Genomic DNA, 22,379 nt, shown 5'->3' with positions numbered 1-22,379 from the left:
GGGGGGCGAGCCAGGGATGGGCTGATGCCGATGAGCGGACCCGTGAACGCCGAGGGGGCCGGCGGGAGAGAGGAAGGCCCGCGGCCGGAGCCGTATGCCGCCACTGCCTGGGTGGACCGGGTGGGTACCGTCCAGCTGTGGAGCGCTGAGGCGGAAGCCCTCCTCGGATACCCGGCGAAGGAAATCTGCGGCACACCGGCGGTGGAACTGCTGACCGGGTGTGGGGACCGCGAAGCAGCGCTGGCCGTGCGTGACCGGCCTGAGGCCGGCCAGAGCTGGGACGGCGAGCTCGCCCTGCGTCACCGTGACGGGCACCAGGTGAGGGTCGCACTGCGCGTGCGCCCGCTCATGGACCGGGAGGGCCGAGCGGGATGGTGGGTCTCCGCAGAGGACGCTCGGCGGATCGAGCGGGAGGACATCGACCGGGCGATGATGCGAGCCCTGTTCGAGCAGCATCCCGCCCCCATCGCCATCATGGATGGCGAGTTACGGTACCGGCTGCTGAACGGAGCGGCGGAGCAGGTCCTCACCCGTGCCGGGAACCAGCTCATCGGCCGGCACGGCGGCGAGGACACCTCCCACATCGAATCCGGAACAGTCGACCGGGTTCTGCGGCAGGTGCGGGAAACCGGTGAGCCCGTCCTCAACCTTCCGGTGCGCGGGAGTCCCCCGCCCGACCCGGACAGCGACCGGATGTGGTCGCTGTCCACGTTCCGCCTGACCGACCCGACCGGCCGTCTCCTCGGCACGTGCCAGACGTACGCCGACATCACGGACGGGTACCGGGCCGAGCGGCGCCTGGAACTTCTGACCAACGCCGGAGCGGGCATCGGGGCCACGCTGGACGTGGCACGCACCGCGCAGGAGCTGGCGGACGTCCTCGTTCCGGCCCTCGGTGACGTGGCCTGGGTGGCCCTGTCCGAGGCCGTGCTGGAGGGGGACGAGCCTCCGAAGATGTCCGGACCGGGGCGGTGGAATCTGCGCCGGATCGGCGCGGCCCCGCCGGGGGAAGGCTGGCCGACCGGCCTCCCGGCCGCGGGCGCGGTTCCGCCCGCGCTGCCGGACCATCCGCTTCTCCAGAGAATCGGGCAGGGTGAGACCGTCCTTCTGCCCGGCCTGGACAGCGTGATCGCCGCAGCCGAGGAGCACGCCGAGCTGGCACATCTGTTCGTCCCCGAGCACGGCCACTCGGTGATCGCCGCTCCGTTGTTCGCCCGCGGCCTCGTCCTCGGCACCGTCGTCGTCTGGCGCACCCGCCGCCCCGCCCCCTTCGGCCAGGAGGACGCCGACCTGCTGACGGAGATAGCGTCCCGGGCCGCACTCGGCGTGGACAACGCCCGCCGTTACACGCGCGAGCACCGGGCGGCCGTCGCCCTCCAGCAGCGCCTGCTCCCCGCGGCCACCACCGACACCCCCGCGGCGGAGACCGTGGGGTGCTACGTGCCCGCGGGAGGCGGAGCGGAGATCGGCGGCGACTGGTACGACGTCATCGCCCTCCCGTCATTCCGCGTCGCCCTCGTCGCGGGTGACGTCACGGGACACGGTCTGCCCGCCACCGCCACCATGGGCCGGCTGCGCACGGCCGTCGACACGCTGGCCGATCTGGAACTGGACCCGGACGAACTCCTCACCCACCTCGACGACCTCGTCCAGCAGCTCCAGGACGAGGCGCCCCACCAGGGGGACACCGTCGGCGCCAGCTGCCTGTACGCCGTCTACGACCCCGTCACCTGCCAGTGCACCCTGGCCAGTGCCGGACACCCACCGCCCGTCGTGGTCCGGCCCGACGGCACCGTCGAAGCCGTCGAGATGTCACCCGGACCGTTGCTCGGTGTGGGCGGGATGCCGTTCGAGACGACCACGTTCGACCTCGAACCCGGCAGCACCATCGCGGTGTACACCAAGGGCGTCATCTACCGCGACGACCACGATCCCGACGCCGGTCTGTGGCGGCTGACCGACTGTCTCGCACGGTTCGCCGGCCCCGGCCCCGGCCGCGGTCTGGACGGTGTGGGACACGAGCTTCTCCGGAGCCTCGGCGATGCTCCGGCCCGCGATGATATGGCACTGCTCCTGGCGCGCACGCGTGCCATCGCTCCGGCGAACATTGCGACCTGGGAATTCCCCGCAGACCCGTCCGCCGTCGCCGCTGCCCGCCAGGCGGCGGCGGGGCAGCTGGCCGCGTGGGGACTGGACGAGGTGTCCTTCACCACCGAGCTGGTCGTCAGTGAACTCGTCACCAACGCCGTCCGCTACGCGGGCGGTCCCATCGGCCTGCGCCTCATCCGAGAGAACGTGCTCGTCTGCGAGGTTCACGACCCCAGCAACACCCAGCCACGGCTGCGCCGGGCCCGTTGGTCCGACGAAGGCGGCCGAGGTCTGTTCCTGATCGCCCAGCTCACCACCCGCTGGGGCAGCCGCTACGCCCGGAGCGGAAAGACCATCTGGACCGAACAGTCCCTCGTCGCTGATCTCGGCGTGCCCGGCCTGCTGTCGTGATCGCGGCCGGAGTTCACCGGCACCTCGGTCGCTTCCGGGCGAGCGCGGACCTCAGTCGGATCCCGGCGGTGCCTTCGGTGCGCGGAACAGGCAGCCGATCGCGGCGGCGAGAACGATGACGCCGACGGCGACGAGCGAGGCCGACAGGCCGTCCATGAAGGCGGACTTGACACCGTCTGCCAGGGCCGAGCCCCCGGCACCGAGCTGATCGGCGACATGCAGCCCCGCCGCGGCGGAGTCGCGTGCGGCTTCGGCGGCCTCGGCGGGAAGCCGGTCGAGGGAGTCGGGCAGGCTGGAGCGGTAGTGGCTGCCGTAGACGGACCCCATGAGTGCGATGCCGACGGCCGAGCCGACCTCGCGTGTGGTGTCGTTCATCGCGGAGGCGACTCCCTGCTGGCCGCGGCCGAGTGAGCCGGTGATGGCAGAGGTGCCCACGGCTCCGGACAGGCCGATGCCGAAGCCTGCCAGGACGAGTCCGCCGAGGAACGGCAGGTAACCGGAGCCGGCATCGAGCCGGGAGATGACGAACAGGCCGGCGCTGAGCAGCAGCAGGCCGACGGTCATGGTGGCCTTCATTCCGGTCCGTCGCACCAGGTGAGGGGTGGCCTGGGAGACGGGCAGGACGACGACGGCGACGGGTACGAGGGCGGCGGCGGCCTTGAGCGGGCTGTAGCCGAGAATCAGCTGCAGGTACTGCAGGCCGACGAAGAAGAACCCGAAGACTGCCATGAACTGCACGAGCACGGTGATCGCCCCCGCCCGGAAGCCGCGGATGCCGAACAGGGCGGGATCGAGCAGGGGGTGCTCACGCCGCAGGCCGAGCCAGGCGTACGCGGTGAAGGCCAGCACCGTGACCACGAGGGCGGCGATCACGACGGGCTCCGTCCAGCCCTGCTCGTTGCCTTCGATGATGGCGAAGACCAGGGTGCCGATCCCGACCGCGGTGCAGACGGCCCCGGACACGTCGGGTGGGGAGGGGTGTTCGTCCTTGGTGTTGGGCGCCAGCAGGAGGGCGGTGACCGCAGCCGCGACGGCGACCGCGGCACTGGTGATGAAGATCGACCGCCATGAGAACCACTCCAGTAGGGCACCCGCGGCGAGCATGCCGAGGATGGCTCCGGCGGCGGCGAATCCGGACCAGGTGGCCACGCCCTTGGCGCGCTGCTCGGGAGGGAAGGCAGCGGTGATCGTGGACAGGGTGCCCGGCATGATCATCGCAGCTCCCAGGCCCATGACGACTCGCCAGACAATGAGCGTGGTGGTGGAGTCGGCGAAGGAAGCGGCCAGGGAGGCGATGCCGAAGACGACGGTGCCCGCGATGAGGACGTTGCGGCGCCCGATGCGGTCGCCGATGGCACCGAGAGGGAGGACGAGAGCGGCCAGGGCGACGGTGTAGCCGTCGGCGATCCAGGTCAGCGAGCCGTTGGTGGCCGACAGGTCGATGGCGAGGTCGGGCAGGGCGAGGTTGAGTGCGGAGACGGAGGCAACGACGAGGACCAGGGACAGGCACATGGCGAAGAGCACGCCGTTGTGGCCGGCCCGGCCGGTCGCGACGGCATCCTGCCGGTCTTCGGGCTGATTGTCGGACGTGCGGCGGGGGCTGGCGGACATGACGAACCTGTCTCAGTCGGTGCCGGGCTGGAGGAGTTTGAAGACCAGGCGTGCGCCGGTGCGCTGCGCCGCGTGACGCAGGCGCACCGGGGCCGGCGGGACCTGGGTCGGCGTCGGGGGAGCAGTGGCCAGACGAGGGAAGAGCGCTTCGGCGTTGGTGCGGTTGACGGCCTTGAGTGTGCCCGCATCGACGTTGCTGTCGAGACCGCCCGCGAAGTACTGCCCTGCGGGAGTGGGGGCGAAGGGCCAGTCACTGCCGAAGAGCACGTGCCCGGGGCGGGCGAAGGCGAGCAATGTGGGCAGGGCGGCGGGGCTGGAGGACAGGGCGGTGTCGAAGTAGAAGGAGCGGAAGTCGTCCAGTACGTCGAGCGGGCTGTGCGCGGTGTCGTTGGCGATGGTGAGAGCCATGCGGTGCGAGGAGTACGGCACGAAGCCGCCGGCGTGGCTCAGGATGAACCGCACGTTCGGGTAGCGACGCGGGATGCCGTTGCGGACCAGGAGGTAGGCGGCGCGGGTGGTGTCCAGAAGGAAGTCGGCGGCGAAGGCGGGAATGCCGTCGACCGGGGCAGCGGGCAGCTCGGCCGGGTGGACGAAGACCACCGCGCCGCGGTCGTTCAGCGTCTGCCACAGCGCGTCCTGGCCGTCCACGCCCAGGTAGGTTCCCCGGTTGTTGGCGAGCAGGGTGACGCCGTCGGCGTGCAGGTCGTCCAGTGCGCGCGCGGCCTCGGTGGTCGAGGCGTCGGTGTCGGGCATGGGCAGGGTGGCGAAGAAGCCGAAGCGGCCGGGGTGGTCGGAGACCAGGGTCGCGGAGTGGTCGTTGAGGCGCCGGGCCAGGTCGGCGGCCTCGGCGGGTTCGGTGAGGAAGCCGGTGCCGGGCGTGGAGACGGAGACGATCGACGTGGTGGTGCCGAGCAGGTCCATCAGTTCCAGGGCGGACTCGGGGCTCCAGCCGGGAAGAGCGCGGCCGCCGGCGTCGGCGATGCCGGCCCTGGCGAGCTCGTCGCGGTAGAAGTCGGGCACCACATGCTGGTGGACGTCGATGCGCTGTGCCGAAGGGGACATGAAGCGGCCTTTCATGCGGTCTGGGGAGGGTACGGCGGGAAAGTCCTGCCCTTCCGGTCATCGGCCGTGCGCCGCCGCCCCGTCCGACGCTCTGGCCATTGGCGTCCGGGGCGGCGAAGAGGCCCAGCTCGGCGTCGGCGCAGGGCCGTTGGGCGACGGGAAGAAGCGATCCGGGGGCTTTAGGTGAAAGGTCTTCAGGCGAACGGCCGGCGCGTATCGTCCCCGCCGTCGCGCTGGACCATGTCGTCCAGCAGATGCCCGAAGTCCGGGTCGGACACGCCGAGCAGTTCCCGCGTCGGGGCCGAGGTGAGGCCGAGCTTGTGGCCGGTCCCTGTCGACCCGGCGGTCAGGCGGCGGACGACGTTGTCCTGCTGAATGGCGTAGGCGTAGGAATAGGCGTCGGCGGGATCGAGATCGGGCCACGCCGAGGAGGGCGGTTCGGCCGGTGTTGTGCGGCGTTCGGCCTCGCGCGGCAGCCGGGCGGCTTCCCCGCGTCGCCGGGCAGCCGCCGGCCTCATGAGGTACTCCTCGCCGCCATGTGTGTCGCCGCCTCGTAGACCAGTCGGGCGTGCAGTTCGAACATCGCCACGAGGTCGACGGCGTCACCGTTGATCTCCCGTTGGACGAACAGCCCGTCGGCGCCCGCGACGGCGTAGGTCGTCAGGGCGTGCACGGACTCCTCGTCGAGGTCCGGGACGAGCGTCCGGGCCACCTCGGCGATCTTCGTACGGGCGATGTCGCGGACCTGGAGGAACACTGTCCGGCCGCGGGGTTCGGCGGGACGCCGCTCCAGCGCGAGCATCAGACCGAGGCGGAGGAAGTCGGGGGCGTCGATCAGTGACTTCGCCACGTTCCCCGCCAAGGCGGTGACCCGTTCCAGCGGGGTGCCCGCCTCTTCGCTCGGAAGCTCGAGAGCGGCGAGCCACGTTTCGAAGCTGCGCTCGATGACCGCGGCGATCAAGTCGTCCTTGTCCTTGAAGTGCCAGTAGATCGAGCTGGCGGGCAGTCCGCACTTGGCGCTGACGGCCGCGATCGACGTGCCCTCGTACCCCCGCTCGCCCGCGATCTCCACGGCGGCGTCGAGGATGCGCTGCCGTGACTCCACTCCGTTGGCGCGCTTCTTGCGGGTCGTCTGCGGCTTCGTCATGGCAGGTGCCCCTCTTGGTGTGCGCTTCTCGCCGGCTGCTTGACCCTATCCGGCGACCAGGCTACTGTAGCACTCGCTCCAATTGGAGTGGATGCTACAGCAAGAGTCGCGCATGATCGACAGTGAGGTGGCCTGATGAGCGAGACCAGGGCCGGGGCAGAGACCGAGGACAGCGCCTACGACGTGGCGGTGATCGGTTACGGGCCCACGGGCGTGACCGCGACGAACCTGCTGGGTGCGATGGGGCTGCGCGTCGTCGTCCTGGAGCGGGACGCCGAGATCTTCACGCGCGCACGGGCCATCTCCACCGACGAGGAGGTCGTTCGCATCTGGCAGCGGATCGGCCTGGCCGAGCGCCTCAAGCAGGACATGCTGACCGAGCGGCCGGTGGACTTCGTCGACGCCCAGGGACGTACGTTCCTCAGCGCGGCCCCCATTCCGCGCGGCCACGGTCACCCGCCCCAGATGTTCATCTACCAGCCGGCGCTGGAGCAGGTCCTGCGTGACGGTGTCGACCGCTACCCGAACGTGAAGATCCTTTTGCGCCACGAGTGTCTGCGTCTGCGCCAGGACGCCGACGGGGTGGACCTGACCGTGGTCGGCACGGCCGACGACTCGGTCCACCGACTGCGCGCCTCCTACGTGATCGCAGCCGACGGCGGCTCCAGCCTCACCCGCGCGCAGCTGAACATCGGGTACGAGGGGCGGACGTACGAGGACCGCTGGATCGTCATCGACACCAAGATGCTCAAGCCCTGGCCCGGCCACGACAAGCTGCGCTTCCACTGCGACCCGGCGCGCCCGGCCGTCGACTGCCCGACCCCGCTGGACCATCATCGCTACGAGTTCCCCCTGCTGCCCGGGGACGACGAGACGCAGCTGGTCACCGAGGACGCCGTGTACCGGTTGATCTCCCGGTACGGGATCGGCCGCGACAGCATCAAGGTCCTGCGCGCCACCGTCTACAGCCACCACGTCCGCTTCGCCTCACGCTTCCGCGTCGGCCGGGTCTTCCTCGCCGGTGACGCCGCGCACGCCATGCCGCCGTGGATCGGCCAGGGCATGGCCGCCGGCGTGCGGGACGTGGCCAACCTCTGCTGGAAACTGAACTCCGTCATCCACGGTGAACTGCCCGAAAGCGTCCTCGACAGCTACGAGACCGAACGCAAACCGCACGTCAGAGAGGTCACCAAGCGCGCGGTGTTCGTCGGCCGCATGATCACTGAACGCCGACGCCCGGTCGCCCGCGTCCGCAATGGCGCCCTGCGCGCCCTGGACCGCATACCGGGCTTCGGCGACTGGCTGCAGGACTCGAACTGGATCCCCGTGGCCCGCTACGAAGCCGGTCTGCAGGCGCGCCCCCGCACCAAGGCGTCCGGGCGCCAGGTTCCGCAGCCCTGGGTGACCGGGCCCGACGGCGAACGAGCACGGCTGGACGACGTGCTCGGTGGCCGCTGGCTGCTGCTGCATCGAGGGCTGCCCACCACGCAGCACGCGTGGGAGCGCCTCGGTGTCGAGTCGCTGGCCGTTCTGCCGGTGGGCTCGCGCCCCGCCGAGGGCGCGGTCGTCGACAGCGACGGCGTTCTGCTGCCCTGGCTGGCCGAGCAGCGCGTGGCCACCCTTGCCCTGCGTCCCGACGCCTATATCTACGCCGCCGCCCCTGCCGGTGCACAACTCCCGCCGCCTCCCGCTGGATTCGCCCCAGCATCACGGGCTGCCACGACCACCACTCAGTGAGGACCGCCATGACCACAGCCGCCGAAATCCCCGCGATGCACGAGCGTCTGCTCGACGTCGACGGCAAGAAGATCTTCGTCGCCGAGGTGGGACAGGGAGCGCCCGTCCTGCTGCTGCACGGCGGCGGTCCCGGCGCTTCCGGCGCTTCCAACTACAGTCGCAACATCGCGGAGCTGGCCAAGGAGTTCCGGGTCATCGTGCCCGACCTGCCTGGCTACGGCCGCAGCAGCAAGGGCATCGATCCCACCGACCCCTTCGGTGCCCTGGCCGTCGGGATCCGCGGCGTGCTCGACCAACTCGACCTGGAAAACGCTCACTTTGTCGGCAACTCCTACGGTGGTGCCTGCGCCCTGCGCCTCGCGCTGGACACCCCCCAGCGGGTCGACCGCATGGTGCTCATGGGCCCCGGCGGCATTGGCACCACCCGCGCGCTGCCCACGCCGGGCCTGAACAGCCTCCTGAACTACTACACGGGGGAAGGGCCCTCACGGCAGAAGCTGGAGAAGTTCATCCGCGACTACCTCGTCTTCAACGCCGCCCACATACCCGACTCGATCATCGACGCGCGCTACCGGGACAGCCTCGACCCCGAGGTCGTCGCCGACCCGCCGCTCAGGCGCCCGAAGTCGCTGCGCGCGCTGTGGAAGATGGACCTCACCCGCGACAAGCGCCTGAACCGGCTGGCCGTGCCCACCCTGGTGCTGTGGGGTGCCGCGGACAAGGTCAACCGGCCCTCGGGTGGCCGGATGCTGGCCGAGCGCATGCCCAACTGCGACCTGTACGAGGTCGCCAACACGGGACACTGGGTCCAGTGGGAGCGCGCCGACCTGTTCAACCGGCTCTGCGCCGACTTCCTGGCAGGCCGCCGATGAACACCACGCCCACGGTCTTCGGCTCCGTCCACCTCGGCTACATCGTCATCGAGTCCAACCGCTTCGCCGACTGGCGCCGGTTCGGCACCGACGCCATCGGCATGCACCACGACGACGTCTCCCGTGACCTGATGCGCTTCCGCCTCGACGAGCACGAGTGCCGCTTCCTGATCCGGCGCGGTCCCGCCGAGGACGTGGTGGCGATCGGCTGGCACGTCGACGACCACGCCTCCTTCGAGCAGATCGAGGCCCGTATCCGAGCCCACGGTGTCCCCGTCGTACGGAGCTCCGACGAGGAGGCGGCCCTGCGCGGCGTGGAACGCATGCTGTGCATCCCCGGCCCTAAGGGCATCGTGCAGGAGATCTACACCACCCCGGTCCTCTCGCCCGAGCCGCTGCGGATGCTCTCCTCCGGCTGGGTCACCGGCGACTCGGGCATGGGCCATGTCGCGATCACCTCCGCCAAACCCACCCTGATGCGCGGCTACTACAACACGGTCTTTGACGCCCGCCTGACCGACTACATCGACGAGACGATCAGCGGCGTCAAGCTCAAGATCCGCTTCCTGCGCGTCAACGAACGCCACCACTCCATCGCGATCGCCGCCGTCCGCGGCCTGCCGATCGACCCGATCCGCACCCGCGTCCAGCACCTCAACATCCAGACCGACAGCCTGGACGACCTGGCACAGAGCTACGAGCGCGTGCACGAACTCGGCTTCGACATGGCCCTGTCGGTGGGCCAGCACACCAACGACAAGGAACTCTCCTACTACGCCCGCACCCCCTCGGGCTTCGAGTGGGAGGTCGGCTGGGACCCCGTCGTCATCGACGAGAGCACCTGGGAGCCCTCCACCCACCAGGGCATCAGCATCTGGGGCCACAGGCCCGTCGGCCAGACGATCGTCGACAAGCTCGACCAGTTCCGGCTCGGCGCCCGTTCCCTCGTCCGGCCGGAGAGAACCGTCCCCGCCCTCAGCGGCGCCGGCATCCCCGACGACTGACCCGGGACGGTCACTCCGCAGCCCGGCGGGTGACCGTACTCGCTCGGGCCCGGCAATCCCGGAGGACCGCGGTTCCGTGAGTGAGTGACCAACCACCTTGCGAGAGGACCCCAACTCGTGTCCGTCCCGCCCTCCAGGCCCGGTAGCGGGCCTCCGCCAGCCGAGCGCCCCCACGGGCCTGCCGCGAGCGCCGCGCAACGACTGCCTCGCACGCTCGCTGACGCGCATCAGCGGTTCCTGATGATCAACGGCGCAGCCTTCCTGCTCACCGCACTGCTCGCCGGCACGGCAGGCGAGCTGTTCGCCATCCGGCCCGCCGGCAGTATGCCTCTGGCCGTCGCGCTCGGCGCCCTGCAGCTGACCGTTCTGCTGCTGACCTCGTGGTGGTACGACCGAACCCTGCGCCGCCACGCCGATCCACTCGTCGACCTGATACGACGCCATGCCGGATGCGCGCACCCGGCATCGTCGCGGCCGGACCCGGCACAGGCCGGGCCCCGACGGCCGTACTCGTCGGAAGGGGGGCAAAGATGATCGGGCTGTCGCTCGCCGCAGGGCTCACGTCGGTCCCGGGCGGTTCCGACGACCGGGCGATGGTGCTGGCCGCCTTCATGGCGTTCGTCGTCCTGTCCCTGTTGCTCTGCATTCTGGCCGGTCCCGAGGGGGACACCACGGCCGACTTCTACACCGGCAACCGGTCACTGACGCCGGTGCAGAACGCGCTGGCGCTCACCGGGGACTACATATCGGCCGCCACACTCCTGGGCGTGTCCGGTCTGGTGGCCGTGGCCGGATACGACGGCATCTCCCTGGCCGTCAGCAGCTGCCTGGCCGTCGGACTGTTCCTGCTCCTCGCCGGTCCACTGCGCAATGCGGGCCGCTACACCCTGGGCGACATCCTCGCGCCGCGTTCGCCGGGTCCGTCGTCCCGTATCGCGGCCGCCACGGCCACCTTGGTCGTCTGCCTTCCCTTTCTCGTCCTGCAACTGGCCGGAGCCGGCAGCGCCACGGCACTCCTGCTCGGACTGACCAGTCTGGGGGGCGAACAGCTGTGCACCGCCTTCGTCGGAGTGCTGATGATCTGCTATACGGTGCTCGGCGGCATGAGAGGGACGAGCCTGGTCCAGATCGTCAAGGTGGCCGTGGTGTTCACCACCATGCTGCTTCTCGCCGTTCTGGTCCTGCGGCACCACCACTTCGACCCGGGAGCCCTGCTGACCGCGGCCGAGCAGGGGAGCGGACTTCACGACCGGTACTTCGAACCGGGCCACGCCGTGGGAGACAGCGCGCTCGGCCGTCTCGACTTTCTGAGCCTGCAACTGTCCGTCGTCCTGGGCGGCGCGTGCATGCCGCACGTCCTGATGAGGATCAACTCCGCCGCCGACGGAGCCACCGCACGCCGGGCGACCCGCTACGCCGTCGCCATCATGGCGGTCTTCTTCCTCTGCGTCGTCATCGCGGGACTCGGTGCCGCCGGTGTCGTGGGAGGCCAGAAGATCCGTGCCGCCGACAGCAGCGGCCAGATGGCCCTGCTCCTCCTCGCCGGGGAGCTGGGCGGCAGCACCTCGGGCCTTCCGGGCAGCGTGCTGTACACCGCTGTCGCGTGCTCCGTCTTCGTCACCGTACTGGCGGTGGTTGCCGGCATCGCACTGAGCGCCGCGGCCGCCCTGGCGCACGACCTGCACGCGCACGCGGCACGCAGGGGGCGCCTGTCCGAGCGCCGGGAAGTCCGGTCGGCCAGATGGGCCGTAGGAGCCGTCGGCGGGCTCGGCATCCTGCTGGCGGTCATGGCCCAGGGACGGAACCTTCAGTCCCTGACCTATCTGGCACTCACCCTCGCCGCCTCCACGGTCCTGCCCGCCTGTCTGTACGGACTGTTCTGGAGCCGGTACAACCGGACCGGTCTGCTGTGGACGGTGTACGGCGGTGTTGCCTGCACCACCGCCCTGTACGTCTGCTCCCTCTCCTTCTCGGGCACCCCCGCCTCGCTCCTGCCGGGACACGACTTCCACCTCATCGGGTTGCAGTCGACCGCTGTGCTGGCCGTTCCCGCGGGATTCCTGCTCGGGTGGGCGGGCAGCGTCGCGGGACAGCGCGCACATCCCACGCAAGCAACCGGAACGGAGGCCCGATGGCGCGAACGGGTGCTCGTCGGAGCGCGAGAGGAATGACCCTGCAGCGGCCCGGCGGTTCAGCCGGGCCGCGGCACATGCCGCGGACTCACTCACGGCAACAGAGGAGGCTCACGGCCGTCGGGCCCGGCTCAGGCCGACTCGGCCCCGATCCTGGCGGCCAGTGCGGGGAACTGCGCCAGCGCGTTGGACCGTTCGACGGCCAGTCGCTCGGCGGGAGAGAAGGTCTCGTCCAGCTGTGGTGCGGGGTCTCCGGCGCCGAGGAACAGGGCACTGGCGAACGGCCAGTCGGTGGCGAAGAGGACGTGTTCGGTCCCGGCCAGTTCGCGCACGGACTTCATCGTCTGGGGCGCCGGGGACAAAGCGGTGTCGTAGAAGAGCTTGCGGAAGTGCGGGCTGCTGTCGTCCAGACCTGCGGCTCCCACCTGCTGTGCGATCGCCGGGGTCAGCGTCAGCAGGCTGGTGCGGTAGGAGATGTACGGCAGGGTGCCGCCGGCGTGCGCGGCCAGCCACCGGATGTGTGGGTACCGCTGGTATACGCACTTGTAGAGCATGTTGACCAGGGCGCGGGTGGTGTCGAACGTGAACTCGTACAGGAACGGCGGCAACCCGAGATCCGGATAGCCCTGCGGGGTCACGGGGTGGATGAACACCATGGCGCCCATGTCGTCAAGTGCCTTCATCAACGGCGCGAACACGGGATCGCCCAGGTACTTTCCGCCGTAGCTGCTGAAGATGCCCACGCCGTCCATCTTCAGCTCTCGCACGGCCCGTCTGGCCTCAGTGACGGCGTAGGAGACGTCCTGTTCGTCGGGGGTGCTGCCCAGGGGCATGACGGCGAATCCGCCGAAGCGGCCCTTCAGGCGTGCGGACGTGGCGTGGACCAGGTCCCGGCTCGTGTAGGTGTTGAGTCGCTGTGCCATCGCCACCCGGTCCTTCGCGGAGGGCAGGTAGGTGACGCCAGGCTCGGAGACGGAGACCACCTGGGTCTGGATGCCATAGCGGTTCATGAAGTTGACCGCGAGGTTCGGGCTCCATGCAGGGACCGGTACGCCGCCGACCTCGGTGATGCCGTGCGCCGCCAGGGATCGGCGGTAGAAGTCCGGGATCAGATGGCAGTGCACGTCGATGCGGTCCCGGCCGCGGCGCGCCGGAGCCTCGGAGCGGGCGTTGCCGGTCGCGGCCGCCGGCCCGGTGCCGAGGGCCGTCGCGCCGGCTCCCAGCGGCAACGCCGCCTTCAGCAGCCTGCGCCGCCGCATACCGCGTGAGTCGGTCTGTCCTGTAGCAGCCATGCAAACACCTCACCGAAGGAGCGAAAGGGGGAAGGTACGTCCGCTGGGGGCACGCGGACACCGGGCAGCCACAAGTGGCCGGCGCAGAGGTAGCAGACCGACAACTGACGTTCTTGTAGTGTTCACTACAGTGGCTGGAATGACCGCTACGGTAAGAGGGGCGGGGGTGGGCGTCAAGATTCGCGGCAGTGGTGAGTTCATGGAGGTGCGGGCCTGTCGGGTTCGCTACCGCCCACGGGTCGGTGGCCCGGTGCCGGCTCAGGCAGAGTTGCCGCCGCCCACCGATCCGCTGCCCGAGCGCAGCACGCGGGACAGGCCCAGGGCGGCTGTCCGCACGGCCGGCGCCAGCTGGGCGGGGTGGAACCGGCCGCGTGGCACGGCCACGGACAGGGCGGCCACCGCCGTCGGCCCGTCGAAGACGGGCGAGGCGATGCAGCTGACGCCGAGGGCGGCTTCCTGCTCCTCGTAGGCGAGCCCGGAGACCCGGATCTGCTCCACGACGGTACGCAGTCGCGCGGGATCGGTGACCGAGTGCGGGGTGAGACGCGGCAGAGGGCCGGCCAGCACCTCGTCCGCCAGCTCGGAAGCGGAGAAGGCCAGCAGCGCCTTGCCTACACCCGTGCAGGTCAGGGGAAGCCGTCCCCCGATACGTGAGGGCAGCGTCAGGGTCTGGTGGCCGTGGATCCGCTCGATGTAGACCACGTCGTGCCCCGCCCGGATGCCGAGATGCACGGTCTCGTGAGTGGCCTCGAAGAGATCCTGCAGGAACGGCAGCGCCGCCTCCCGCAGGTCGAGCCGGCGCGGCACCAGCGAGCCCAGCTCGAAGAGCTTGCCGCCGAGCCGGTAAGTCTCGCCGTCGCGTTCGAGCAGACCGAGGCGCACCAGGTCGGCGCAGAGGCGGAACGCGGTCGTCTTGGCCAGCCCCGTGCGGGCGGCGATTTCCGTTAGACGGAACGTACCGCCGTCCGGGCGGAAGCAGTCGAGGACGGCAGTCGCCTTGTCGAGCATGTTCCCCTGCGCGCTGTTCCGTGTCATGGAACATATTTTGCCGCCGCTCGAACCGTACGCCTATACCTGTCGTGGATCGACGGACGGCCACCGCCGCCTCTCCGACAGCCCCGCCATTCTCCGTCCGGAGGTAACCCGCATGTTCGTTCCACACCGCCGCCCCCGTCCCCGCGGGGAGCGGCCGTGAGCGCCCACGAGACCGCTGACGCCGTCACCGAGGTGGCGGCCGTCCTGGAGGAGGCCGCCCGCGCGGGCGTCCCGTGCGCCCCGGTGCGCTCGCTCCTGCCCGAGGCGGACATCGAAGCCGCGTACGCCGTGCAGCGCCTGCACGTGGAGCGCGGGATCAGTGCCGGTCGGCGGCCGGTGGGCCGCAAGATCGGCCTGACCTCCCCCGCCGTGCAACGGCAGCTCGGCGTGGACCAGCCGGACTTCGGTGTGCTGTTCGCCGACATGGCGGTGCCCGAGGGACAGCCGATCGCCCCCGGCCGGCTCCTCCAGCCGAAGGTCGAGGCCGAGGTCGCCCTGGTGCTGGGCACGGACCTGCCGCATCGCGACCCGACCGTCGCCGACCTCTTGCGCGCCACGGCGTTCGCGCTGCCCGCACTGGAGATCGTCGACAGCCGCATCGCCGACTGGGACATCACCATCGTCGACACCGTCGCCGACAACGCCTCCTGCGGCCTGTACGTCCTCGGTGGAACCCCCGTCCCCTTGGACCGCGTCGACCTGCGGGCCGTGACGATGACCCTCGCCAAGAACGGCGAGACGGTCTCCGAGGGCACCGGCGCCGACTGCCTGGGCAGCCCGCTCACCGCCGCCCTCTGGCTCGCCTCCACCCTCGCCGGGCTCGGCGACCCTTTGCGGGCCGGCGACATCGTCCTGACCGGTGCGCTCGGCCCGATGGCCGTCGCAGCCGCGGGCGACGAGTTCACCGCGCGCATCGAAGGGCTCGGCACGGTCACGACCACGTTCGCGTCCGCCGCCACGGAAGGAGCCGGAGCATGAGCACGAAGGCCGCCGTCATCGGGTCGGGCAACATCGGCACCGATCTGATGATCAAAGTTCTGCGGCTCTCCGACTCCCTGGAGATCGCCGCGATGGCCGGGATCGATCCCGACTCCGACGGCCTGGCCCGCGCCCGCCGCCTGAAGGTCGCCACCACCCACGAGGGCGTCGACGGCTTGGTGAAGCTGGACGAGTTCGCGGACGTCGAGATCGTCTTCGATGCCACCTCGGCCGGTGCGCACCGCCGCCACGACGAGGTGCTGCGCTCGCTGGGGCGCAGGGTGGTGGATCTGACGCCCGCCGCGCTCGGCCCGTACGTCGTCCCGCCGGTCAACGGCGACGACCACCTCGGCGCACCGAACGTCAACATGGTCACCTGCGGCGGGCAGGCCACCATTCCGATCGTGGCCGCCGTCGCGGCCGTGACACCCGTCCACTACGGCGAGATCGTCGCCTCGATCTCCTCCCGCTCGGCCGGTCCCGGCACCCGGGCCAACATCGACGAGTTCACCGAGACGACCTCCTCGGCCATCGAAAAGGTGGGTGGCGCCACCCGAGGCAAGGCGATCATCGTCCTGAACCCGGCCGAACCGCCGCTGATCATGCGCGACACCGTGTACTGCCTGGTCGGCGAGTGCGACGACGCCGCGGTGACCGCGTCGGTGGAAGACATGGTGGCCCGCGTCCAGGCGTACGTGCCCGGATACCGCCTCAAGCAGAAGGTTCAGTTTGAGCGCGTCGCCGCCGACGACCCCCTGCGCACGCTGCTGCCCGCCGGCACGCCATCCACCGGCGCCGCGAAGGTCTCGGTCTTCCTGGAGGTCGAGGGCGCCGCCCACTACCTGCCCGCTTACGCCGGCAACCTCGACATCATGACCTCGGCCGCCCTGCGCACCGCCGAACGCATGGCCGCCGCGCAGCCCTTCACGGAGGTGCTCTCCCGATGACCGCGAACCAGTCCCCCGCCCTGTACGTGCAGGACGTGACCCTGCGGGACGGCATGCACGCCGTACGCCACCGCTACACCGTCGACCAGGCCAGTACCATCGCCGCCGCACTGGACCACGCCGGGGTCGCAGCGATCGAGATCGCCCACGGCGACGGCCTGTCCGGCTCCAGCATCACCTACGGCGTCGGTGCCCACACCGACTGGGAGTGGATCGAAGCCGTCTGCGACAGCGTCCACCACGCGGTGCCCACCACGCTGCTCCTGCCCGGCATCGGAACCCTGCACGACCTGCGGCAGGCCCACGCCCTCGGCATCCGCTCGGTCCGCGTCGCCACCCACTGCACCGAGGCCGACATCTCCGCCCAGCACATCGCGGCCGCCCGCGACCTGGGCATGGACGTGGCCGGGTTCCTGATGATGTCCCACATGGCCGAACCCGCCGAACTGGCCCGCCAAGCCAAGCTGATGGAGTCCTACGGAGCCGGGTGCGTCTACGTCACCGACTCCGGCGGCCGGCTCACCATGGACGGCGTCCGCGACCGCGTCCGCGCCTACCGCGACGTCCTCGACCCGGACACCGGCATCGGCATCCACGCCCACCACAACCTCGGCCTGGGTGTCGCCAACTCCGTCGTCGCTGTCGAGAACGGCGTCACCCGCGTCGACGCCTCCCTCGCCGGCCAAGGCGCCGGAGCCGGAAACTGCCCGCTGGAGGCGTTCGTCGCGGTCGCCGACCTGATGGGCTGGATACACGGCTGCGACCTGTTCCCCCTGATGGACGCCGCCGACGACGTCGTACGTCCCCTGCAGGATCGCGAGGTCCGCATCGACCGCGAGACCCTCACCCTCGGCTACGCGGGCGTGTACTCCAGCTTCCTGCGCCACGCCGAGGCCGCCGCTCGCCGCCACGGCCTCGACACCCGCGCGATCCTCGTCGAGGTCGGCCGGCGCAAGATGGTCGGCGGCCAGGAAGACATGATCACGGACATCGCCCTCGACCTCGCGGCGGCCGATTCCGTCGGCTGACCGGAAGCAGCTGGCGCCGGTGACCCGTTGGCCGTTCGACGGAGACGGTGTCACCGACCAGAAGTCGGACAACACGCCGGCAGGAGCGGGGCCTGCCCTTCTGTGAGAGCCCGATTCCTGGTCGCCAGACATCAGCTGTAGGGGCCGGATCCGCTGGAAGCGAGGCGAACGCCCGGTCGTCTAACGAGCTCGTGCATGGTTGGCGGTGGCGCGTCACGGGCTGCGGGTTGGCCGTTGTGTTCACGTTCGCGTACCGCTGGCCATCGTGGCGACCTGCTGGTGGGAGAGTAGTCCGGCGACAGCTTGAATGATGTCGCTCATGTGCTCACGGCGGCCGTGGTGCCGCGCGAGGGACCGCCAGTTCTTCAGATGGCCGATGCCGTGCTCGACCCGGATGCGTCGTGAGGAGTGCGCCTTGCGCTGGCGCCCGTACATCTCCTCGTACCACTCGGGCGGGTTCTTCTTGAACTTGCGGTGCGGTGGCGTCACCACCCGACCGCCGGTCTGGGCACCCAGGCCCTGGTAGCCGGCATCGGCAAGGATCTCCACGGTGGGCCCGTCGACCAGGAGCTCGACCAGGCCCAACTTCCGGGCGTGCGTGATGTCCGCGCAGCTGGCCGGCTCGGCCGGGCTGCAGAAGAGCAGGCGTCCGTCAGCGTCCGTGACGACCATGGATTTGACGGAGTTCTGCTTGTTCTTGCCGGAGATGAACTTCTCCCGGTCCTTGCGCCCGGCGGCCGGGCGGCGTACCCGGATCTCGGTGCCGTCGATGATTCCGGTTTGCCCGCTCGCACCGAGATGGTCGACGACCTCGGCGAGTGTGCGCAGTCGGATGTCGGGCGCAACGGTGCAGCCCCGACTCGCCAGCAGCGGCCGTACTTCGCCGATTGCGCGCGTAATGGTTGAGCGGTCCACACCGAACCAGCAGGCCAGTACGTCGTGGGTAGCACCGTGTCGGAGGTGGACGAGGGTGGCCAACAGGCGGTCGACGAAGACCAGCTTGTGTTTCGCCCCGGCACCAACGGCCCGGCGGCGAGGGCGTGACGCCAGCGCGGCCTGGTGCCGCTCGTGCCACAACGGGCCGACTCCGGCGACGAGTTCAGCGATCACATCGGGCGTCAGCCCCGTGATCCGCTGGCTTCGAACGATCGCACCACGTGCCCGGTTCCCCCACCACACGGACCATGATCAACGATCGCTGTCTCGACGCGCCACCGCCAACCATGCACGAGCTCGTAAGGCTTGTCCCGTAACTGATCTTGGACCTGGTGAGGGCAGGGTCGACCGCGGTGCCGTCCGTTGACCTATCCGGTGAGCGCGAGGTTGTGGAGGCGGGCGATGCCGAGGATCGCATGGTGGACGCCGTCGCCTTTGAGTTCGTCATGTCGATCTCCCTCTGTGCCGGCTTCCTCGTCGCGTTGCCGATGAACTGGTGGCTCGTCGACCACGGCCTCAAGCACGGCATGATGACCGTCCGCCACGACGACGCCCCCGTCCCCCAGGCCGCCGCGGTCGCCCTCGCCGGCGCCGCACTCACCGGCCACGAGCACCACCACATGCAACCCACCGCGAGCCGCACCCAGCTCCTCCTCATGACTGTCGTCAGCTTCACGATCTTCGGAGCCGGTTTCCTCGTGGCAGGACTCTTCGGCGACCTCGCCATGCACCGCTGACAGACCGACAGGGCCCAGACCCTGAACGGGTGCGGCTACGCCGCTCAGAATCCCCTCGCCTTCTCCGACCCAGGAGCGGGCGACGACATCGGCACCACTTCAGGTCCGCCAGGTCCTCGACATCTTCCGCCGGGGAGGCCGGATCCTCGCCGGCGCCGACGCGCGCAATGAACGCCTTCTTCGTCTGACTGGCGGACGCCCGCGTCACGAGGCCGGGCAGGAGGCGGACCGGTGTCCCGGCGTACCCTCCCACACCTGCTGCCAGCGCCGCGCGTCGGCCGCCAGCCACGCCCGTTCCAGTTCCGCCGCCAACTCCTCGTAGGAGAGGCCGAACGCGTAGAGGGCTTCGAGGTCCTGACGCGCGGTGATGTGGCGGCCCGACAGGGCGTCGCCGACCAGGGCGGAACCGGTGCCGATCGACGCGAGTTCGGCGCGGCCGAACGCGTGCACCACGCCCCAGCCGACGAGACTGTCCGCGTAGGGGGCAGGGTGGCCGGTCGGGGCGATCTCCGTCCAGACCAGATGCGGGAACTGCGCCCCGCGGGAGGCGAGTCGCTGCCAGCGCGGGGCGCTCGTGACCTGTTCGTGGAGGTGGTACACGAGGCGCGCGTGCGCCCGTGCCGACTCGCCGATGGGATAGCGTCCGGCGGCCAGTCCCCGCTCCCGCAGTCGCCGGTCCACCAGCCGGTCGATCGGGGCGACCGGCAATGTCACCGCCGTACTGATGGCCGACAGCGGACGGTTCGCCTCCCAAGCCCGTTCAAGTCCCGTCGACAGCGCCGCGAGGGCCCGCTCGTGGTGCGCGGCGCTGAAGACCGGGGTGACGTCGACGCCGACTCCGGCGGCGACCAGGGCGGCGACCGCGTCCAGATGGGCGGGCGTGCCGGGCACCTTCACCAGCAGGTTCGGACGGTCCACCGCCCACCAGGTCGCCAGCCCCTCCTGCTCCGGGGCACCGGTGGGAGCAAGGTCCGCCGACACCAGGCCCACCCGGCCGCGGCTCGCCTCGTAGCGCGGCAGCAGCGCATCGCAGGCCGCCCGGGCGGGCAGCGCCGACAGTCCGCGGCGGGCGCGCGCCTGATCGTGGCCCCGCTCGCGCAGTGCCGCGAACCGCGTCCCGCCGCCCGCCGCCAGAACGTCCTCGACGGTCCAGGTCACCCCCCTCAGATCCCAGTCCGCGGCGAGCCGCGCCAACGCCCCGTCCTCGCCGGGCTCCGGGCAGCCGCGCAGCCAGACGGAGACACCCTCGGCACGCAGTCGCTTGAGGTGCCGGCCAGTGGTGTCGCGGGCGTTCATCGCGCGGCCTCTCCCTCGTCGTCAGAAGGACAACTCTAGGCAGCCGGCAGCCGCCGGGCGCCCGCGCGGGCACCACTTCGTCAGGTCAGGCAGCGTGCGCGGCGCTCCTGCGCCCGGGACCTGACGAGGTACGCACGGACCGGTGGTCCCATGTCCCGTCGCCCGCACATGCTGCCCGTGGACCCTAATGAAAGGAACCGATCGACGATGTGCGGTCTCGCGGGATGGGTGAGTCTCGGGCGTGATCTGACGTGGCACACCGGCATTGCGTCGGAGATGACACGCACCCTGGAGTGCCGGGGCCCGGACGCGCACGGGGTGTGGGCGTCCGAACACGCACTCCTCGGCCACCAACGGCTCAGCATCATCGACCTGGAGGGCGGGGCACAGCCGATGAGCGCGGTCCCGGACGTACCCGACGCTCCGGTCGTCGTCTACACCGGCGAGATCTACAACTTCCGCGAGCTGCGCGGGGAGTTGGAGCGGCTCGGTCACCGGTTCCGTACGGTGAGCGACACCGAGGTGCTGTTGCACGCCTACCTGGAGTGGGGAGAGGACTTCGCCGCGCGGCTCAACGGCATGTACGCGTTCGCGCTGTGGGACCCACGCACCGAGCAACTGCTCCTGGTCCGCGACCGGATGGGCGTCAAACCGCTCTACTACTACGAGACGGACGACGGCATCCTGTTCGGGTCCGAGCCCAAGGCGATCCTGTGCCACCCGGAGGCCGAGGCGGTCGTGGACGCCGACGGGCTGCGGGAGATCTTCAGCATCGTCAGGACGCCGGGGCACGCCGTCTTCCGGGGCATGCGCGAAGTACGCCCGGCGACGGTCGTGCGGTTCGACGCCGGCGGTCTCACCGAGCGCGAGTACTGGCGGCTGACCGCGCGCCCGCACACCGACGACCTGCCCACCACGATCCGGCACGTGCGCGAACTCCTGGAGGACATCGTCGAGCGGCAACTCGTCGCCGACGTCACCGTGGGCACCCTGCTCTCCGGCGGCCTCGACTCCAGCGCCGTGACCGCGCTCGCCGCCCGGGCGCTTGCCGCGCAGGGCGACCCCACGCCCCTGCGCGCCTTCTCCGTCGACTTCACCGGACACGACGAGCGCTTCGAGTCGAACGTGCAGTGGGAGGACCCCGACACGCCGTTCGCGATCGAGGTGGCCCGGCACGTCGGAGCCGAGCACGTCGTCGTGGAACTCGACAGCGAGGACGTGCTCGACCCGCAGGTGCGGGCCGCGGTGCTGCGGGCCCAGGACCTGCCGGTGTCCACCGGCGACATGGAGTACTCGCTGTACCTGCTGTGCCGGGCCCTGAAGGAGCGGATGACCGTCGCCCTGTCCGGGGAGGCCGCCGACGAACTCTTCGGCGGCTACACGTGGTTCCACGACCCGGAGGCCGTCGAGGGCGACACCTTCCCCTGGCACCACCCCTTCGAGAAGGCCGGCGGCATCGGCGCGCTGCGCGAAGTGGGCCTGTGGGACCGGCTCGGCCTCGACGCGTACGTCAAACACCGCTACGCGGAGGCCCTCGCCGAAGTGCCGCGGCTGGCGGGGGAGAGCGGGCTCGAGGCCAGGATGCGGGAGGTGGGCTACCTCAACATCACCCGCTGGGAGAACTTCCTGCTCGACCGCAAGGACCGGATGAGCATGGCCGTCAGCCTGGAGGTGCGCGTCCCGTTCACCGACCACCGGCTCGTCGAGTACGTCTTCAACACCCCCTGGGCGATGAAGAACCACGACGGCCGGGAGAAGAGCCTGCTGCGCTCGGCGATGCGCGGGATTCTCCCCGACTCCGTTTTGGACCGCAAGAAGAACCCCTACCCCTCCACGCAGGACGAGACCTACGAGATCGCGGTGCGCGCCATGGTCGAGAACCTGCTCACCGGGGACTCCCCGGTGCTGCGCCTGGTGACGCCCGACGCCGTGCGGCGGCTGCTCGACCGGCCCGTCGGCGCCTACGCGATGGGCGGGCCGTGGAGCGCCCGCGCGGTCCTGGAGCGGCTCATCGAGTTCGATGCCTGGGTCACCCGGTACGGCGTGCGCGTCGAGCTGTGACGCAC

Annotated in this window: 19 protein-coding genes and 1 pseudogene; 11 read left to right on the top strand and 9 right to left on the bottom strand. The window is 70.5% G+C overall.

Annotated features, from left to right (window positions below):
* The first annotated feature begins 30 nt into the window (after nucleotides 1–30).
* Entirely contained in the window at nucleotides 31–2,499 is a 2,469-nt protein-coding gene (locus tag ACFV9J_RS06240) for a SpoIIE family protein phosphatase (protein ID WP_385350584.1), read from the top strand.
* Nucleotides 2,500–2,550: 51 nt separating this feature from the next.
* Here the strand turns inward: ACFV9J_RS06240 and ACFV9J_RS06235 are convergent, their stop codons facing one another.
* The 4 genes from ACFV9J_RS06235 to ACFV9J_RS06220 all read right to left on the bottom strand — a co-directional run bounded on the left by ACFV9J_RS06235 (nucleotide 2,551) and on the right by ACFV9J_RS06220 (nucleotide 6,319).
* Nucleotides 2,551–4,110, bottom strand: a complete 1,560-nt coding sequence (locus tag ACFV9J_RS06235; RefSeq protein ID WP_385350581.1) for an MFS transporter — start codon at nucleotides 4,108–4,110, stop codon at nucleotides 2,551–2,553.
* 12 nt (nucleotides 4,111–4,122) lie between these two features.
* Nucleotides 4,123–5,172, bottom strand: coding sequence for an amidohydrolase family protein (locus ACFV9J_RS06230; RefSeq protein WP_385350578.1), 1,050 nt, complete (start codon nucleotides 5,170–5,172; stop codon nucleotides 4,123–4,125).
* A gap of 194 nt (nucleotides 5,173–5,366) precedes the next feature.
* Complete coding sequence (locus ACFV9J_RS06225; RefSeq protein WP_385350574.1) at nucleotides 5,367–5,690, bottom strand: hypothetical protein; 324 nt, start codon at nucleotides 5,688–5,690, stop codon at nucleotides 5,367–5,369.
* Nucleotides 5,687–6,319 (bottom strand): TetR/AcrR family transcriptional regulator, encoded by a 633-nt coding sequence (locus ACFV9J_RS06220; protein ID WP_385350571.1) that lies wholly within the window; start codon nucleotides 6,317–6,319, stop codon nucleotides 5,687–5,689. Before ACFV9J_RS06220 ends, ACFV9J_RS06225 begins: the two co-directional genes overlap by 4 nt.
* 135 nt (nucleotides 6,320–6,454) lie before the next feature.
* On the opposite strand from ACFV9J_RS06220, the gene ACFV9J_RS06215 reads away from it, so the two are divergent.
* The 5 genes from ACFV9J_RS06215 to ACFV9J_RS06195 all read left to right on the top strand — a co-directional run bounded on the left by ACFV9J_RS06215 (nucleotide 6,455) and on the right by ACFV9J_RS06195 (nucleotide 12,103).
* Nucleotides 6,455–8,056 carry a bifunctional 3-(3-hydroxy-phenyl)propionate/3-hydroxycinnamic acid hydroxylase gene (locus ACFV9J_RS06215; RefSeq protein ID WP_385350568.1) on the top strand — a complete coding sequence of 534 codons (1,602 nt, stop codon included), beginning with the start codon at nucleotides 6,455–6,457 and terminating at the stop codon, nucleotides 8,054–8,056.
* Between the two features lie 8 nt (nucleotides 8,057–8,064).
* Nucleotides 8,065–8,928: an alpha/beta fold hydrolase gene (locus tag ACFV9J_RS06210; RefSeq protein ID WP_385350566.1), complete on the top strand. Its 864-nt coding sequence runs from the start codon at nucleotides 8,065–8,067 to the stop codon at nucleotides 8,926–8,928.
* A complete protein-coding gene (locus ACFV9J_RS06205; RefSeq protein ID WP_385350563.1) occupies nucleotides 8,925–9,932 on the top strand; it encodes a VOC family protein in 1,008 nt (335 codons plus the stop codon). Before ACFV9J_RS06210 ends, ACFV9J_RS06205 begins: the two co-directional genes overlap by 4 nt.
* 240 nt (nucleotides 9,933–10,172) lie before the next feature.
* On the top strand, nucleotides 10,173–10,466 hold the full coding sequence (locus ACFV9J_RS06200) for a hypothetical protein (protein ID WP_385350560.1): 294 nt from the start codon (nucleotides 10,173–10,175) through the stop codon (nucleotides 10,464–10,466).
* Nucleotides 10,463–12,103, top strand: a complete 1,641-nt coding sequence (locus ACFV9J_RS06195) for a cation acetate symporter (protein ID WP_385350557.1) — start codon at nucleotides 10,463–10,465, stop codon at nucleotides 12,101–12,103. The genes ACFV9J_RS06200 and ACFV9J_RS06195 overlap by 4 nt, the downstream gene beginning before the upstream one ends.
* Nucleotides 12,104–12,195: 92 nt before the next feature.
* Here ACFV9J_RS06195 and ACFV9J_RS06190 read toward each other — a convergent pair whose 3' ends face one another.
* Together ACFV9J_RS06190 and ACFV9J_RS06185 are read right to left on the bottom strand one after the other, a co-directional pair.
* Nucleotides 12,196–13,356 carry an amidohydrolase family protein gene (locus tag ACFV9J_RS06190; RefSeq protein ID WP_385350554.1) on the bottom strand — a complete coding sequence of 387 codons (1,161 nt, stop codon included), beginning with the start codon at nucleotides 13,354–13,356 and terminating at the stop codon, nucleotides 12,196–12,198.
* A 258-nt stretch (nucleotides 13,357–13,614) separates the two neighbouring features.
* A complete protein-coding gene (locus tag ACFV9J_RS06185; RefSeq protein WP_385351316.1) occupies nucleotides 13,615–14,364 on the bottom strand; it encodes an IclR family transcriptional regulator in 750 nt (249 codons plus the stop codon).
* Nucleotides 14,365–14,547: 183 nt separating this feature from the next.
* On the opposite strand from ACFV9J_RS06185, the gene mhpD reads away from it, so the two are divergent.
* The 3 genes from mhpD to dmpG are packed head-to-tail and all read left to right on the top strand — an operon-like array spanning nucleotide 14,548 to nucleotide 17,344.
* Nucleotides 14,548–15,369 carry a 2-keto-4-pentenoate hydratase gene (mhpD, locus tag ACFV9J_RS06180; protein ID WP_385350551.1) on the top strand — a complete coding sequence of 274 codons (822 nt, stop codon included), beginning with the start codon at nucleotides 14,548–14,550 and terminating at the stop codon, nucleotides 15,367–15,369.
* On the top strand, nucleotides 15,366–16,316 hold the full coding sequence (locus ACFV9J_RS06175) for an acetaldehyde dehydrogenase (acetylating) (protein ID WP_385350548.1): 951 nt from the start codon (nucleotides 15,366–15,368) through the stop codon (nucleotides 16,314–16,316). The genes mhpD and ACFV9J_RS06175 overlap by 4 nt, the downstream gene beginning before the upstream one ends.
* Nucleotides 16,313–17,344, top strand: coding sequence for a 4-hydroxy-2-oxovalerate aldolase (dmpG, locus tag ACFV9J_RS06170; RefSeq protein ID WP_385350546.1), 1,032 nt, complete (start codon nucleotides 16,313–16,315; stop codon nucleotides 17,342–17,344). Before ACFV9J_RS06175 ends, dmpG begins: the two co-directional genes overlap by 4 nt.
* Nucleotides 17,345–17,584: 240 nt before the next feature.
* On the opposite strand, the gene ACFV9J_RS06165 is transcribed toward dmpG, so the two are convergent.
* Nucleotides 17,585–18,454, bottom strand: coding sequence for a transposase family protein (locus ACFV9J_RS06165; RefSeq protein ID WP_385350543.1), 870 nt, complete (start codon nucleotides 18,452–18,454; stop codon nucleotides 17,585–17,587).
* Nucleotides 18,455–18,648: 194 nt separating this feature from the next.
* Nucleotides 18,649–18,732 (bottom strand): annotated as a pseudogene (locus ACFV9J_RS06160) (IS5/IS1182 family transposase); the annotation flags it as partial.
* Here ACFV9J_RS06160 and ACFV9J_RS06155 point away from each other — a divergent pair.
* Nucleotides 18,697–19,017 (top strand): DUF4396 domain-containing protein, encoded by a 321-nt coding sequence (locus ACFV9J_RS06155; protein ID WP_385350540.1) that lies wholly within the window; start codon nucleotides 18,697–18,699, stop codon nucleotides 19,015–19,017. The pseudogene ACFV9J_RS06160 and the gene ACFV9J_RS06155 overlap by 36 nt on opposite strands.
* Before the next feature lie 204 nt (nucleotides 19,018–19,221).
* Here the strand turns inward: ACFV9J_RS06155 and ACFV9J_RS06150 are convergent, their stop codons facing one another.
* The gene (locus ACFV9J_RS06150) at nucleotides 19,222–20,313 is read right to left on the bottom strand and encodes a transaldolase family protein (RefSeq protein ID WP_385350537.1); all 1,092 of its coding nucleotides are present in this window, start codon (nucleotides 20,311–20,313) and stop codon (nucleotides 19,222–19,224) included.
* Between the two features lie 207 nt (nucleotides 20,314–20,520).
* Here ACFV9J_RS06150 and asnB point away from each other — a divergent pair, with 207 nt between their 5' ends.
* A complete protein-coding gene (gene asnB, locus ACFV9J_RS06145) occupies nucleotides 20,521–22,374 on the top strand; it encodes an asparagine synthase (glutamine-hydrolyzing) (protein WP_385350534.1) in 1,854 nt (617 codons plus the stop codon).
* Nucleotides 22,375–22,379: the final 5 nt, after the last annotated feature.

The organism is Streptomyces sp. NPDC059906 (assembly GCF_042730645.1).
Taxonomy (GTDB): domain Bacteria; phylum Actinomycetota; class Actinomycetes; order Streptomycetales; family Streptomycetaceae; genus Streptomyces; species Streptomyces rubrogriseus.
This window is presented reverse-complemented; position numbering and strand designations above follow the sequence as displayed.